This window comes from Massilia atriviolacea (assembly GCF_003953935.1).
GTDB classification, from domain to species: Bacteria; Pseudomonadota; Gammaproteobacteria; order Burkholderiales; family Burkholderiaceae_D; genus Telluria_A; species Telluria_A atriviolacea.
Genome location: NZ_RXLQ01000040.1, coordinates 1 through 14,650, shown reverse-complemented (window position 1 = coordinate 14,650; position 14,650 = coordinate 1). Strand labels below are relative to the sequence as shown.

Sequence of the window (14,650 nt, the reverse complement as noted above, 5' to 3'; positions counted from 1 at the left end):
TCGCTCTACCAACTGAGCTATCAGGGAAAAGAGGCAACATTATATCGGGCGAAAATCAGCTTGTCCAGCCGCATGTGCACGCCGCTGGCCGACGATGGGCGAGAGCAACGTTTGTGCTGCACGGAATAGCAATTGTGTCTTTGAAGCAAAATATCATTTACTATCACTTTGCAAGTCTTGCACGGCCAGGCTCGCAGCACGCGGCTCATCGCCCACCTATCGTTTTGCCCTAGTCAAAGGAAAAATCATGGAGATGTTCTTAGGCACTATCGTACCCGTCGCATTCCCATTCGCCCCGCGCGGTTTCATGACCTGCGCCGGCCAATTGCTGAGCATTGCCCAGAACAGCGCGCTGTTCTCCCTGCTCGGCACCACTTACGGCGGCGATGGCCAGAGCACCTTCGCCCTGCCCGACCTGCGCGGGCGCGTGGCGGTGGGCGCCGCCCAGGGCGCGACCGGCCGCATTGCGGCCGACATGGGCACCGTCGCCGGCAACGCCGCGACCACGGCCATCCTGAACGGCACCGGCGTCGCCGCGGTCACCCTGACCGTGGCCAACCTGCCGGCCCACAATCACACGGCGACGTTTGCCGCGTCCGGCGGCGGCGGGGCATCCACCCTGAACGTCAGTACCGATGTCGCCACCACCTCGCAGGCGGCGCCGAACAGCTACCTGGCGACCGGCAAGGCCGGCGGCCTCAACCAGCCTTTGATGTACCGCCCCGACGCCGGCAGCGGCACCGCCGCCCTGAACGCGGGCTCGATCAGCGGTGGCGGCGGCGGCGGCGGCACTGTCACCGTCAACAACACCGGCTCGGGCACGCCGCTGCAGGCGCCGGTCACGGTCAGCGTCAACGGACAGATTCCGACCGTGCCGCCGTTCGTCGGCGTCCAGTACATTATCTGCGTCGAGGGTATTTTCCCGAGCCGCAACTAAGCGTCCCGCTCGGCGCTGTCAGGCGAACACCACCTGATAGCGCTGGCCGGCCGGCCCGGCACTGCGGGGCAGCGACGCAAGCGAGGAAATGGGCGTCATGAACCATTGGTGGCGCCCCAGTGCCGGGTGGTCCAGCACATAGTGATCGTCGTACAGCACCGGCGCCGGCGGCCCTGCAAAGATCAGGGTCAGCGGCGTGCGGAATTGCTCCGGCAGGCCGCGGCGCGGCAGTTCCGTGGCCTCGACCAGGGTCAGGGCGATGTCGCCCGCGGCGGTATGGGCAATGAAGGCGCTGTCGAGCGCGCCTGTGAATTGTTCGATCGAAACGGTCATCCGGCTCCCCTTGTATGTCTCGAAAGCATAGCAAAGAATCACGGAGAATTGTGTTCACCCTACCCGCCCCCCTTCTTTTGCGCGCCATCGGCGCTGACGACCAGGCCTTCCTTTCCGAACTTTACGCCAGCACGCGCGACGATCTGGCCGCCATGGCCGCCGAGCCGGCCTTCCTGGCGCAGCTCATCGGCATGCAGCAGCGCATGCAAAGCCAGGGCTACCGCAGCGCTTTCCCGGATGCCGCCTACGCCATCGTGGAGCGCGCCGGCCAGCCCATCGGCCGCCTGGTGACCGAGGCCGACGGCGCGCGCCTGCACCTGGTCGACCTGGCCTTCACGCCGTCCGCGCGCGGGCAGGGATACGGCGGCAGCGTGCTGCGCGCGCTGCAGGCGGCCGCCGGCGCGCGCGGCCTGGCGCTCACGCTCAGCGTCCTGCGCGCCAACGAGGGCGCGGCCCGCCTGTACGCGCGCCACGGCTTCGACACCGTCGCCAGCGACGACGTCCAGCTGCGCATGCGCTGGAGCGCGCCATGAGCGGCGCCGCCAGCGGCGCGCCGGGCAAGGCCCCGGCCGGCGCGGCCGCGCCCAGCGCCTGGCTGCGCCTGCCGCTGGAATTCGACCTCGCCCGCATGCAAGCCGAACTGGACGCCATCGGCGCCGACGAGTGGATCGCCCACTTCAACACCGGCGCCTACGACAAGGGCTGGTCCTGCGTCCCCTTGCGCTCGGCGGGCGGCAGCGCGCGCCACATCATGCCGGTCGACGGCGAGCCCTATCGCGACACCGCCGTGCTGGAACGCTGCCCCTACCTGCGCCAGGTGATCGCCAGCCTTGCCTGCGACAAGCAATCGGTGCGGCTGATGGCGCTCGCGCCGGGCGCCGTCATCAAGGAGCACCGCGACCCCGGCACCGCCTTGCAGGAGGGCCTGACCCGGCTCCACATACCGGTCCAGACCTCGCCGGACGTGCTGTTTACGGTCGATGGCGAAGCCGTGCACTTCAGCGCCGGCCGCGCCTGGTACCTGGACGCCAGCTGCCGCCACGCCGTCCACAACGCCGGCACCCTGCCGCGCGTGCATCTGCTGATCGACTGCATCAGCAACGACTGGCTGGCGCAACTGTTCGACGACGCCGGCTTCGTGCCCAGGCCGCCAGCCTCCCTGGCCAGCAACAATGCCCTGAACGCGCGCGAACGCGCCCTGCTGCGCGCCGATGCCGTCAGCTGGCGCGCCGGCATGCCGATGCGGCACTGGTTCCCTGTGACGGTGTCCGGCACGCCGCTGCAAGTCGCGTGGCGCCACGCCGGCACGCTGCGCTTTACCGATCCCTTCTTCGACAACACCCTGGCATCGCAGGTTCCCGCACAGCGCCAGCGCTGCGACACGCCGGCGGCCGCGCTCGACGACGCCGGCCCCAGCCTGGCGCCGGACGCCTTCATCTTCCACGTGTCGCGCTGCGGCTCCACCCTGCTGTCCCAGCTGCTGGCGGCCCTGCCCCACTGCGTGGTGATGTCCGAACCGCCCGTCATCGACGCCGTGCTGCGCCGCCACCACGAGCACGGCCTGGCACCCGCCGCCACGGCGGCCCTGCTGCGCCAGGTCGTGCTGGCGCTGGGCCAGCGCCGCTTCGCGCAGGAGAAGCACTTCTTCGTCAAGCTCGACTGCTGGCATATCCACAGCCTGGCCCTGGTCCGGCTCGCCTTTCCCGACACGCCCTGCCTGTTCCTGTACCGCGAGCCGGGCGCCGTGCTGGCCTCGCACCGGCGCCAGCGCGGCCCGCAGATGGTGCCCGGCTTGCTGCACCCGGCCCTGTTGCCGCCGCCGCCAGCCGATCTCGCGCCCGCCGACCTGGACGGTTACGCGGCGCATGTGCTGGCAGGCTTGTTCGACGCCGCCCTGGCCCATGCTGGCGAGCTGAGCCTGCTTAATTACGCCAGCCTGCCAGCTCTGGCCGGGACGCTGCTGCGCCGCTTCGGCATCGCCTGCGACGACCGGCAGACCGAATTGCTGAGGCAACGGGCCGGTTTCCATGCCAAGCAGCCGGGCGCGCAGTTTGCCGGCGATGCGGGCGTCCTCACCGCGCCGGAGCGCCTGCGCGAGCGTTATCGGGCGCTGGAAATGCGCCGCCACCGGCAGCAATAGGCGGGCAATGTGGCTTTTTGGTGAAATCATGACAAATAACTAATCATTCATGCCAAATATCTGGCCGAAATCTTAGTTTCTTTAGATAATCATCAATGACATGGTTTTCATTGGCATGGCGCGGGCGAATCGCCACGCCCAGCCATCGTTGCACCGTATCGCGATGAGCGTAACACGGGCCGCTCGGCCCCGTTTCAGATGACCTGCAGCACCTAATTGATTGCAATTCTTTAAAAAGCAGACAGCCGCGCAGCGACGCCGGCGTCAGCGCCCATGAAAGAAGACAAATGCGTTATTCCGCCGTGCCGACTTCCTTTTCCGCGCCACTCTGGTGGCGAGTACTTCTGATGGCATGGATGTGCGCCGCGCTGCTTTGGTCAGGGCCGCCAGCCAGCGCGGCGCCGCCGCCGGCGGCGCAACAGATCCTGTTCGTTGAAGACGACCTGGCCGACTACCGGCAACTGAGCGGCACCGGCATGGACGTGGTGGTGCTCGACGCGCGCCAGGATGGCTTGCGCCAGATCGCGCAAGCCTTGCGGACACGGCGTGGCATCAGCGCCCTGCACCTCATCTCGCACGGCGCGCCCGGGGCGCTCAAGCTTGGCTCGCTGGCGCTGGACCGGCGGCAGTTAAGTGCGCGCAGCGCCGACCTGGACGCGATCCGCGCCGCCTTGCGCGCCGACGCGGACATCCTGCTGTACGGCTGCAGCGTGGCGGAAGGCAAGGCCGGACAGGACTTCATCGGCGAACTGGCCGGCCGCACCGGTGCGCGCGTGGCCGCCTCGGACAACCTGACCGGCGCCAGCGCCCACGGCGGTGACTGGCTGCTGGAAAGCCGCACCGGTGCCTTGCGCAGCGCCACGCTGGCCTTCCCGGCTTACCGGCATGTCCTGCCGAGCATTGCGGGGTCGCTGCAAGTGTCCTTCAATGCCCCGGATAATGCCTTCCTGACGCCGGTGCTCACCGATGGCCAGAGTATTACCAGCAACGTTCCCAACATTGCTCTCGATGCCTACTTTGCCGATTCAGGCAATGCACCGACCGGATGGATCACGAATTTCACTTCGTTCGACAGCAAGTCGATGCTGATGTACGCAAGCAGTAACGTCCGCGATGCCCAATCCGGCAATTATCCGAGCCTTCCGGTCGACGTATTCATCATCAAAAGCCAGTCCAGCCAAAAATTCGGCCTGACCAGTTTTAAATTACAGGAAGCGCAGCTCCTTGCCGCCACCTATACCATCCGTGGCTATCTGAACGGCTCGTTCACGGGCGCAACGTACAACTTCAACGCGAGCAACGATGGCACCCTGGTCGACATCCTGCTGCCGGGCTCCTTCAAGAACCTGGACGAAGTCCGCGTGACCAGCGACGGCGGCACAGGCATCCCGGGCAAACTGTGGCAGGAAGGATTTAATAACTTCGTCTTCGAAGACCCCACCGGCAATGCCAACCTGAGCAACCTGCTGGCATCGGCCGGCGCCCTGACGCCAGCGTTCGCGCCGGGCACCACAAGCTACAGCGGCTCGGTGGGCAACGCGATCGCCAGCACCACCATCACGCCCACCGTCGACACGCCGGGCGCGACAGTTACCGTCAACGGCGTTGCCGTCGCCAGCGGCGCGGCCTCCGGCAGCATCGCCCTGAACGTGGGCGCGAATGTCATCACCGTCCTTGGCACAGCGCTCGATGGCAGCACCACCAAAACCTACACCGTCACCATCACGCGCGCCGCGCCGCCGTCGAACGACGCCAACCTGAGCGCCCTGGCCCTGTCGCAGGGCACCCTGACCCCGGCCTTCGCCAGCGGCACCACCAGCTACACCGCCGACGTGCCGTTCACGACCACGTCGCTGACGGTCACCCCGACCCGCTCGCAGGCCAACGCGACCATCACCGTGAACGGCGTGGCTGTGACCAGCGGCAACGCCTCGGGCGCGATCGCCCTGGCGGTCGGGTCGAACACCATCACCACCATCGTCACGGCCCAGGACGGCACCACCAGGACCTACACCACCACCGTCACGCGCGCGGCGGCGTCGGGCGTGAACCAGTTGAGCGCGCTAAGCCTGTCGAGCGGCACGCTGGCGCCGGCGTTTGCCTCCGCCACCACCAGCTACACGGCCAGCGTGAGCAATGCCACCACCTCGCTCACGGTCACTCCGACCGTGCTTGACGCCACCGCCAGCGTCACCGTCAACGGCGTGGCCACCACCAGCGGCAACGCTTCCGGCGCGATCGCGCTGGCGGTCGGCAGCAACACCATCACCGTCACCGTGACGGCGCAAAACGGCACGCCGCTCAGCTACACGATCACCGTCACCCGCGCCGGCTCGAGCAACGCCGACCTGGCCGCGCTGTCGCTGTCGAGCGGCACCCTGAACCCGGCGTTTGCGGCAGGCACCACCAGCTACAGCGCCAGCGTGGCCAACGCCACCACCTCGCTCACGCTGACGCCGACCGTGAGCGACGCCAGCGCCAGCGTCACCGTCAACGGCGTGGCCGTCAGCAGCGGCAACGCCTCGGGCGCGATCGCGCTCAACGTGGGCGCCAACACCATCACCACGGTCGTCACGGCGCAGGATGGCGTCACGCAAAAGACCTACACCGTCACCGTGACCCGCGCCGCCTCGTCCAACAACAACCTGTCCGCCCTGAGCCTGTCCAGCGGGACGCTGAGCCCGCCGTTCGCGCCGGCAACCACCAGCTATACCGTCGCTGTCGGCAGCGGCACCAGCAGCCTGACCGTCACCCCCACCGTGGCCGAGGCCAACGCCAGCGTCACCGTCAACGGCGTGGCCGTTGCCAGCGGCGCCGCCTCCCCTGCGCTTGCCATGAACCCGGGCAACAACACGGTCACCATCATCGTCACCGCCCAGAATGGCGCCACCAGGCAGTACACCGTGTCCGTCACCCGTGCTCTGCCGTCAAACAATGCCGCCCTGTCCGCGCTGTCGCTCTCGAGCGGCACCCTGAGTCCGGCCTTCGCCTCCGGCACCACCAGTTACAGCGCCAGCGTCGGCAATGCCACCACCGCGCTGACGCTGACCCCGACCTTGGCGGACGCCAGCGCCAGCGTGACCGTCAACGGCGTGCCCGTCGCCAGCGGCAACGCCTCAGGCGCGCTCGCGCTGGCGGTCGGCGCCAACACCATCAACACCGTCGTCACGGCGCAGGACGGCGCCACCGTCACCAGCTACACGGTCACTGTCACGCGCGCCGCGTCGGCCGACGCCAACCTGTCGGCGCTGGCGCTCTCGGGCGGCAGCCTGAGCCCGGCCTTCGCGCCGGCCACCACCAGCTACACCATGTCGATCGCGGCGGCGACCGCCAGCATCGTCGTCACGCCGACGGTCAACGAGCCGAACGCCACGGTCAAGGTCAACGGCGTGGCCGTTACCAGCGGCAACGCCTCCGGCCCGATCGCCATGAACACCGGCCCCAACACCGTCAGCGTCGAGGTCAGCGCGCAGAACGGCAGCACCAGGACCTACACCGTCACCGTCACCCGCGCGGTCTCGGCCAATAACGACCTGGCCAACCTGGTCCTGTCGAACGGCACGCTGAACCCGGCGTTCAGTGTGTTCCAGCAGGCCTACAGCGCCACGGTGCCCAACGCCACCAGCGCGATCACCGTCACGCCGACCGTGGCCGAGAGCAGCGCCACGGTCACCGTCAATGGCGTGCCGGTCACCAGCGGCACGGCCTCGGGCGCGATCGCCCTGAACATCGGGCTGAACGTCATCAGCACGGTCGTGACGGCGCAGGACGGCTCGCCGCGCACCTACACCGTCAACGTCACCCGCAACGTCTCGTCGAACGCCGACCTCTCCGCGCTGGCGCTGTCGGCCGGGACGCTGAACCCGGCGTTTGCCGGCGCCACCACGAACTACACTGCGGCAGTGCCGAACGCCACCGCCAGCCTGAGCGTCACCCCGACCGCCGCCGGCAGCACCATCACCGTCAACGGCGTCGCCACCGCCAGCGGCGCGGCATCGGCGCCGATCGCACTGAACGTCGGCGCCAACGTCATCACCGTGCTCGTCACCGCGCAGGATGGCGTGACCACCAATACCTACACCGTGACCGTCACGCGCGCCGCCCCGGCCGTGGCCGAACTGACCGGCCTGAGCCTGTCGAGTGGCGGCCTGGCGCCGGCCTTCAGCCCCGCCACCACCGCCTACAGCAGCAGCGTCGGCAGCGAGACCGGTTCGCTCAGCGTGACGCCGACGGCGGCCGGCAGCATCACCGTCAACGGCGTGGCCACGGCCAGCGGCGCGGCCTCGGCGCCGATCGCGCTCGCCACCGGCAGCAACCTGATCACGGTGGTGGTGACCGCGCCGAACGGCCTGAGCACCAGGACCTACACCATCGGCGTCACCCGCGCGGCCGGCGCCAATGCCGACCTGGCCGCCCTGTCGGTGCCCGGCGCCACCCTGGCCCCGGCCTTCGCGCCGGGCGTGACCAGCTACGCGCTGGAACTGCCGGCCAGCACCGGCAGCATCGGCGTGATCGCGGCCGTGGCCGATGCCGGCGCCCGCCTCGCCATCAACGGCGTGGCCGTCGCCAGCGGCAGCGCCTCGGCGTCGATTCCGCTGGCGGCGGGCAGCAACAGCATCGCCATCAGCGTCACCGCCCAGAACGGCAGCGTGAAGACCTATACCATCACGGCCACGCGCGCGCTGTCCGATAACGCGGCGCTCGCCGCGCTGAACGTCTCGGCCGGCGCCCTGGCTCCCGCCTTTTCCAGCGCCACCACCGCCTACGCCGTGGCCGTGCCGAATGCGGTCGCCAGCATCGGCCTCACCCCGACCGTGGCGGACGCCAGCGCCAGCATCACCGTCAACGGCACGGCCGTGGCCAGCGCCAGCGCCTCGGCCCCGGTCGCGCTGGCCGTAGGCAGCAACACCGTCACCATCGTGGTCACGGCGCAGAGCGGCAAGAAAGTCACCACCACCGTGACCGTCACGCGCGCGCCGCCGCCGAGCGCTTCGCTGGCCGGCCTGGTCTACACCGACAGCAACAACGACGGCGTCAATAACGGCAACGAGGCCGGCCTGGCCGGCGTCACCGTCAAGCTCGACGGTACGGACCTGGACGGCGGCGCGGTGGAACTGAGCGCCGTCACGGGCAGCGAAGGCCGCTTCGCTTTCGAGAACCTGAAAGGCGGCAGCTACACCCTGACCCAGATCCAGCCATCGTCCAGGGCCGACGGCAAGGAAACCGCCGGCAACCTGGGCGGCACGGTCGACAACGGCGGCTTCGACGACAGCGCCGCGCGCAACCGCATCGCCAACATCGCGGTCGCGCCCGGCGCCATCGGCACCGGCTATCTGTTCGGCGAACAGAACACCGGCACCGTGCAAGGCTTCGTGTACGTCGACGCCAACAACAACGGCGTCAAGGATGGCGGCGAAAGCGGCCTGTCCGGCGTGCGCGTGACCCTGTCGGGCAGTGCCGCCAGCGTGGCCACCAGCGGCGCCGACGGCAGCTTCGCCTTTGCCGGCCTGACCGCAGGCAATTACACGCTCAAGCGCAGCAGCGGCGATGTCGATGGCGCCCAGTACGCCGACGGCCAGGAGCGCGCCGGCCTCGCAGGCGGCAAAGTCAACAACGGCAGCTTCGGCACCCAGGCCTTCCAGGCCAGCATTGCCGACATCGTCATCGACGGCGCGCTGCTGGCCTCCTCCGGCGGCAAGCTCGACGGCTACCTGTTCGGCCTGCGCCCGCGCGCCGTGCCGGGCCTGAAGCTGCCGATCGTCAGCGGCGCCATCACCATCGGCGACAAGCCGATGCCCGGCGCGCCCGGCGCGCTGGTGGCCGGCTGGAACGTCAACCTGTCGCAGAACGGCCAGTCGCTGTGCACCGTGCAAAGCAATGCGCAAGGCCAGTACCAGCTCGACAACCTGGCCTGCGCCGGCTATGCCCAGAGCGGCCTGCCGACCGGCAGCGGTTTCGCCCTGGAGTTCAGCAAGCCCGGCAGCAACCTGAGCGGCACGGCCGACTCGGGCGGCGGCGCCGGCAATGCCGGCAACAAGACCATCCGCAACCTGAGCCTGTCGAGCTCGGACGAGATCAGCCAGCAGAACCTGGCCCTGAAGCCGACCGGCATCGTCTACGACGCCATCTCGCGCCAGCCGCTGGCGGGCGTGGCGGTGGTGCTGTCCGGCCCGGCCGGCTTCGATGCCGCCACCCACCTGGCGGGCGGGCAGAACCAGGTCACCGGCAGCGACGGCGCTTACCAGGTCCAGCTGCAGAACGATTACCCGAGCGGAACCTACACCCTGTCGGTCGGCGGCGCGCCGTCCGGCTACGGCAACCGTTCGAGCCTGCTGCCGGCCTGCGCGGCCACCCTGGCCGTGGGCGCCACGCCCGATCCGGCCCTGGTCCAGTCCGGCATCAGCGCCCCGGGCGCCAACGTGCCCCGGCATGATGCCGGCGCCTGCGCCGGCCTGGTCGCCGGCGGGACCAACAGCACCCAGTACTACCTCAAGCTGCAGATCACCAACGGTGTGTCCGCTGCGCTGATGAACAACCACATCCCGCTCGACGCGGCCGTGGCCGCCGGCCTTGCGCTGAGCAAGACGGGCGACCGCCAGAGCGCCGAACTGGGCGACACGGTGCGCTACACCATCGTGCTCAGCCAGGGTGCCGGTTCCACCATCGCGCAGGCCAGCGTGCGCGACATGCTGCCGCCGGGCTTCCGCTACGTGCCGGGCAGCGCCACGGTGAACGGCGCGCGCGCCGCCGATCCGCTGACGGGTCCGGGTTCGGTGCTGGGCTTCCGCCTGGGCGCGGCCGGCGCCGGCCAGCAACTGGTGCTGAGCTACCGCGCGCGGATCGGCGTGGGCAGCATGCAGGGCGACGGCGTCAACCGCGCCTGGGCGTATGCCTGCAACAGCGCCGACGGCTGCCTCGACCCGGTCACGCTGGCGCCGCGCGCGGCCGCCATCGCCTCGAACGAAGCGCGCTTCCAGGTCAAGGTGAGCGGCGGCGTGTTCACCAACGAGGCCTGCGTGGTCGGCAAGGTGTTCGCCGACTGCAACCGCAACGGCATGCAGGATGCGGGCGAAGCCGGCATTCCGGGCGTGCGCCTGTACCTGGAAGACGGCACCAGCGTGCGCACCGATAACGACGGCAAGTACAGTTACTGCGGCCTGTCGCCGAGCGCGCACGTGATCAAGGTCGACCCGGTCTCGCTGCCGGCCGGCAGCATCATGGGCGACACCAGCAACCGCAACCTGGGCGACCCGGACAGCCTGCTGCTGGACGTGCGCAACGGCGAGATGATCCGCGCCGACTTCGCCGAAACCGGCTGCGCCGCACCGGTGCAGGAACGGATCCGCCTGGGACGTCCGCGCCAGGCCGGCGAAGCCCGCGCCGAACCGGCGCCGCCGCCCGCCGCCAGTCCCGGTATCACATTTTCGACAAAGGTAAAAAGCAAGGTGAACACCAAGGTCAACGGCAATGCCGTGAGCAAGCCAGTACAAGGGGAACAACATGCGCAATAACTTCCTGCGTCCCCTGCCCGCGCGCGCGCAAACCCGCCTGCTGACCTGCGTGCTGGCCATTGCCGCCGCCTACCCGCTGCACGCGCAGACGATCGCGCCGCTGGCCCAGCCGCCGGGTGAGCCGGCGAGCAGCGCGCCGCTGTCGCTGCGCAGCGATCCGGCGCTGGCCGACATCCTGGTCGAGACCGACAGCAATCTGCTGCCCGGCGACGGCCGCTCCGCCGTCGGCGTCAGCGTGCGCCTGCTCGATGCCCAGGGCCAGCGCCTGCGCGGCAGCACCTGGATCACGGTCGACAGCAGCGGCGGGCGCATCGTCGACCCGGCCGCCGCGCCCGGCCTGCGGCTCGGCCAGCGCGCCGACCGCCTGCTGCGCGGCACCCGCATCCGCGTCGACGACGGTCTGGCGCGCTTCCAGCTGGTGGCCCCATCGCATGCGCAGGACGTGCTGCTGACGGTGGCCAGCGGCGCCCTGCAGGCGCGCGGCGAACTCAGTTTCGTGACCGAACGGCGGCCCCTGTTCGCGGCCGGCGTGGCCGAAGGCGTGATCGGCCGGCGCCAGGGCTCGTCCAGCGGGCCTGAGCGCTTCAACGACGGCTTCGAGCAGTCGCTGACCCGCTGGAGCCGCCAGTTCAATGGCGGCAAGGACGACGTGGCGGCGCGCCTGGCGTTCTTCGCCAAGGGCGACATCGGCATCGACAGCGCCATCACGGCCGCCTACGATTCCGAAAAAGCCGACAGCAGCCGCCTGCTGCGCGACCTCGACCCGAACCGCCACTACCCGGTCTACGGCGACGACGCGGTGACCGCCTTCGACGCCCGATCGAGCGAGCGCCTGTACCTGCGCCTCGACCAGCGCAAGAACTACCTGCTGTACGGCGACTTTGCCACCGGCGCCGCCTTCAGCCAGTTCAGCGGCAGCGGTGGCGGGACCGACAACGGCCTGCACAAGCTGGGCCAGTACAACCGCACCGCCACCGGCCTGCGCGGCCATTACGAGGAAGGCGCCATCAGCGGCAACGCCTTCGCCGTCCACGACAGCCTGAAACAGGTGATCGAGGAATACCAGGCCAACGGCACCTCCGGCCCGTTCGCGGTGCGCAGCAACAGCGCGATCCAGAACTCGGACAAGGTCGAACTGGTCGTGCGCGACAAGAACCAGGCCAACCTGGTCAAGCAGGTCATCGCCCTGCAGCGCTATGTGGACTACAGCTTCGAGCCGTTCAGCGGACGGATCCTGTTCAACCAGGCCATCCCCACCCTGACCCCGGACGGCGACCCGCAATCGATCCGCATCACCTACGAGGTCGACCAGGGCGGCGACAAGTTCTGGGTGCTCGGCGCCGACGCCAGCGTCGCCCTGGGCCAGCGCGTCAAGGTGGGCGCCTCGGTCGTCGACGACCGCAATCCCGATTCCCCGTACAAGCTGCACAGCGTGGCCGGACAATGGCAGATCGGCGCCGGCACCGACCTGGTGGCCGAACTGGCGCGCTCGAGCTCGACCACCTACACGCTCGGCCGGAACGTGTCGACCACGCCGACCCGCCAGGCCGGCGAATCGATGGACGAACGTGACGGCAGCGCCGGACGCATCGAACTGCGCCACAACAGCGAGCAGCTCGAAGCGCGCGCCTGGTGGCACCAGGCCGGGCGCGATTTCAACAACACCGCCTCCGGCCTCGCGGCCGGGCAAAGCGACGGCGGCGCCAGCGCCAAATGGCGCCTCAATCCGCAGACCCGCCTGTACGCCGAAGCGGTGCGCAGCGACAGCGAGGGCGGCCCCAACTTCGGCGACGCCTCGCGCGACGGCCAGCGCGCCGGCGTGCAGTACGCATTCAACGAGCGCCTCTCGATCGACCTCTCGCTGCGCCACATCGAAGAAACGGGCCAGCTGGGCACAAACAGCCTGATCGCGCCGAACACGGCGCCATTGGGCGGCGCGCAAGGTCCGGCCGGCGGCTTTTTCGGCGGGCTGGAGTCGTCCGGACTCGATACCGTGACCGGCCTGCCCTACCATCCGGTGGGCGGCGGCCGCGCGCCCTACCGCGGGGTGGAAGCGACCACCGCGCGCATCGGCGTGCAGTTCAAGGCGAGCCGGAAGCTCACCGTGGCCGCCGACGCGGAGCACAGCATCGACGGCGAGCAGCAGCAGCGCTACGGCTTCGGCGTGCAGTACGCGACCGAGTCGCACGGGCGCCTGTATGCGCGCGCCGAAACCCAGACCGGGCTGGCGTCGTCATATTCGATCGATCCGGCCGAACGCAGCACCAGCGTGGTGGCCGGGGTCGACACCTCGTACATGGCGGGCGGCACGGTGTTCTCGGAATACCGGCTGCGCGACAGCGCCGACCTGGGCTTCGACGACGAGCGCAATGCGCAGCTGGCGTCGGGCGTGCGCAATACCTGGCAGCTGCGCCCGGGCGTGACGGCCAGCACCGGCGTCGAATACCTGAAGGTGTTGAACGGCAGCGAGCAGGAAGCGATGGCGCTCAGCGGCGCGATCGACTACCGCATCGATCCGCTGTGGAGCGCCTCGGCCAAGCTGGAGTTCCGCAAGGTCTTCGACCGCGCCGACATGATCGGCGAGCAGGGGCAGGACCAGTGGTTGAATACGGTGTCGGTGGCGCGCAAGCTGGGCGACGACTGGACCCTGCTGGCGCGGAACTACCTGCTCTACCAGCGCAACAACGACGACGCGCTCGGCGCCCCGCTGGGCAACACCCTGCAGGACCGCGCGCAGGTGGGCTTCGCCTGGCGTCCGCGCGAGCGCAACGACATCAATGCGCTGGCCCGCTACGAGTACAAGACGGTGCGCGACGAAGCGCGCATCGATGGCGAGAACTACCGCGCGCACATCGTCTCGACGCATATGGACTACCACCCGAGCCGCGCATGGTGGGTGACCTCGCGCCTGGCGGGCAAGCTCAATACCGACCGCAATCTGCCGGCCGGCCAGCAGAAATACAACGCCTGGCTTGCGGGCGGACGCGCGGTGGTGGACGTGGCGCCGAAGTGGGATGTGGGCGTGCTGGCGTCGGTGCTGTATAGCCCGCAGGGCAAGAGCCGCCAGTACGCCTACGGCGCCGAGGTCGGGTACCGGCTGGCGCGCAACCTGTACCTGTCGGTCGGGCATAACCTGTCCGGCTTCACCGACAAGGAGCTGAGCGGGGCAGACTACACGGCGCACGGCACCTTCCTGCGGCTGCGCTTCAAGTTCGACGAGAAGACCTTCAAGGCGGGCGGGATGTAGGTAGCACGCGCGGTTCCTGAAGCAAAATAGCGGCGATAGGGTGCCGCTATTTTTTTGCGCAAGCGGAAACGGTGTCGGCTCCGTGGACAGGCAAATCAAGCATGTCGCGGACCAGCGACGTCCTTTCGGACCGCGTAACCAGCAAAGCCCTCGCTGATTTAATTCGTGTTCATGAATTCCTCGCGGTCCTGAAGTAGCCCGCGGCAACGCGTATGTTGACATCGCTGCTGGCAGCCGCAGCAGGTTTAGTGGCAGATCCACGCATCGGCGAAAAGCGCGACGAATTCGAACGGAGAGAGGTGCGAAGGATCTTGGTTGGCCGCGACGAAATGCGCTATGAAATTACTGCATCTACGCTCTACATCCTGCGCGTGTGGCACACGCGCGAGAAACGTTAAGTCGGCCAGCCAAAACGAAAAAAGCCACGCAAACGCGTGGCTTTTTTCTAAATTCTGGCTCCCCGACCTGGACTCGAACCAGGG

Annotated in this window: 7 protein-coding genes; 6 read left to right on the top strand and 1 reads right to left on the bottom strand. The window is 68.8% G+C overall.

The genetic code is table 11. From position 1 onward, the window contains the following. Positions 1-247 precede the first annotated feature (247 nt). Positions 248-937 carry a phage tail protein gene (locus EJB06_RS31205; RefSeq protein ID WP_164558097.1) on the top strand — a complete coding sequence of 230 codons (690 nt, stop codon included), beginning with the start codon at positions 248-250 and terminating at the stop codon, positions 935-937. 18 nt (positions 938-955) lie between these two features. Here EJB06_RS31205 and EJB06_RS31200 read toward each other — a convergent pair whose 3' ends face one another. Further along, positions 956-1,270 carry a DUF6916 family protein gene (locus EJB06_RS31200; protein WP_126077925.1) on the bottom strand — a complete coding sequence of 105 codons (315 nt, stop codon included), beginning with the start codon at positions 1,268-1,270 and terminating at the stop codon, positions 956-958. A gap of 50 nt (positions 1,271-1,320) precedes the next feature. On the opposite strand from EJB06_RS31200, the gene EJB06_RS31195 reads away from it, so the two are divergent. The 5 genes from EJB06_RS31195 (at position 1,321) to EJB06_RS32810 (ending at position 14,566) form a co-directional block, all read left to right on the top strand. Then, positions 1,321-1,803 carry a GNAT family N-acetyltransferase gene (locus EJB06_RS31195; protein WP_164558096.1) on the top strand — a complete coding sequence of 161 codons (483 nt, stop codon included), beginning with the start codon at positions 1,321-1,323 and terminating at the stop codon, positions 1,801-1,803. Continuing rightward, positions 1,800-3,410: an aspartyl/asparaginyl beta-hydroxylase domain-containing protein gene (locus EJB06_RS31190; RefSeq protein WP_126077923.1), complete on the top strand. Its 1,611-nt coding sequence runs from the start codon at positions 1,800-1,802 to the stop codon at positions 3,408-3,410. The genes EJB06_RS31195 and EJB06_RS31190 overlap by 4 nt, the downstream gene beginning before the upstream one ends. 347 nt (positions 3,411-3,757) lie before the next feature. After that, positions 3,758-10,921 (top strand): cadherin-like beta sandwich domain-containing protein, encoded by a 7,164-nt coding sequence (locus tag EJB06_RS31185; protein WP_164558095.1) that lies wholly within the window; start codon positions 3,758-3,760, stop codon positions 10,919-10,921. Then, complete coding sequence (locus tag EJB06_RS31180) at positions 10,911-14,168, top strand: TonB-dependent receptor (RefSeq protein WP_126077921.1); 3,258 nt, start codon at positions 10,911-10,913, stop codon at positions 14,166-14,168. Before EJB06_RS31185 ends, EJB06_RS31180 begins: the two co-directional genes overlap by 11 nt. 212 nt (positions 14,169-14,380) lie before the next feature. Further along, positions 14,381-14,566 carry a type II toxin-antitoxin system RelE/ParE family toxin gene (locus EJB06_RS32810; RefSeq protein ID WP_229427380.1) on the top strand — a complete coding sequence of 62 codons (186 nt, stop codon included), beginning with the start codon at positions 14,381-14,383 and terminating at the stop codon, positions 14,564-14,566. Positions 14,567-14,650 lie beyond the last annotated feature (84 nt).

Excerpts from the sequence above, each read along its gene's own strand:
- EJB06_RS31180 (WP_126077921.1), top strand. The coding sequence starts at position 10,911 with ATGCGCAATAACTTCCTGCGTCCCCTGCCCGCGCGCGCGCAAACCCGC.
- EJB06_RS31190 (WP_126077923.1), top strand. The coding sequence starts at position 1,800 with ATGAGCGGCGCCGCCAGCGGCGCGCCGGGCAAGGCCCCGGCCGGCGCG.
- EJB06_RS31205 (WP_164558097.1), top strand. The coding sequence starts at position 248 with ATGGAGATGTTCTTAGGCACTATCGTACCCGTCGCATTCCCATTCGCC.
- EJB06_RS31185 (WP_164558095.1), top strand. The coding sequence starts at position 3,758 with ATGGCATGGATGTGCGCCGCGCTGCTTTGGTCAGGGCCGCCAGCCAGC.
- EJB06_RS31200 (WP_126077925.1), bottom strand. The coding sequence starts at position 1,270 with ATGACCGTTTCGATCGAACAATTCACAGGCGCGCTCGACAGCGCCTTC.
- EJB06_RS32810 (WP_229427380.1), top strand. The coding sequence starts at position 14,381 with ATGTTGACATCGCTGCTGGCAGCCGCAGCAGGTTTAGTGGCAGATCCA.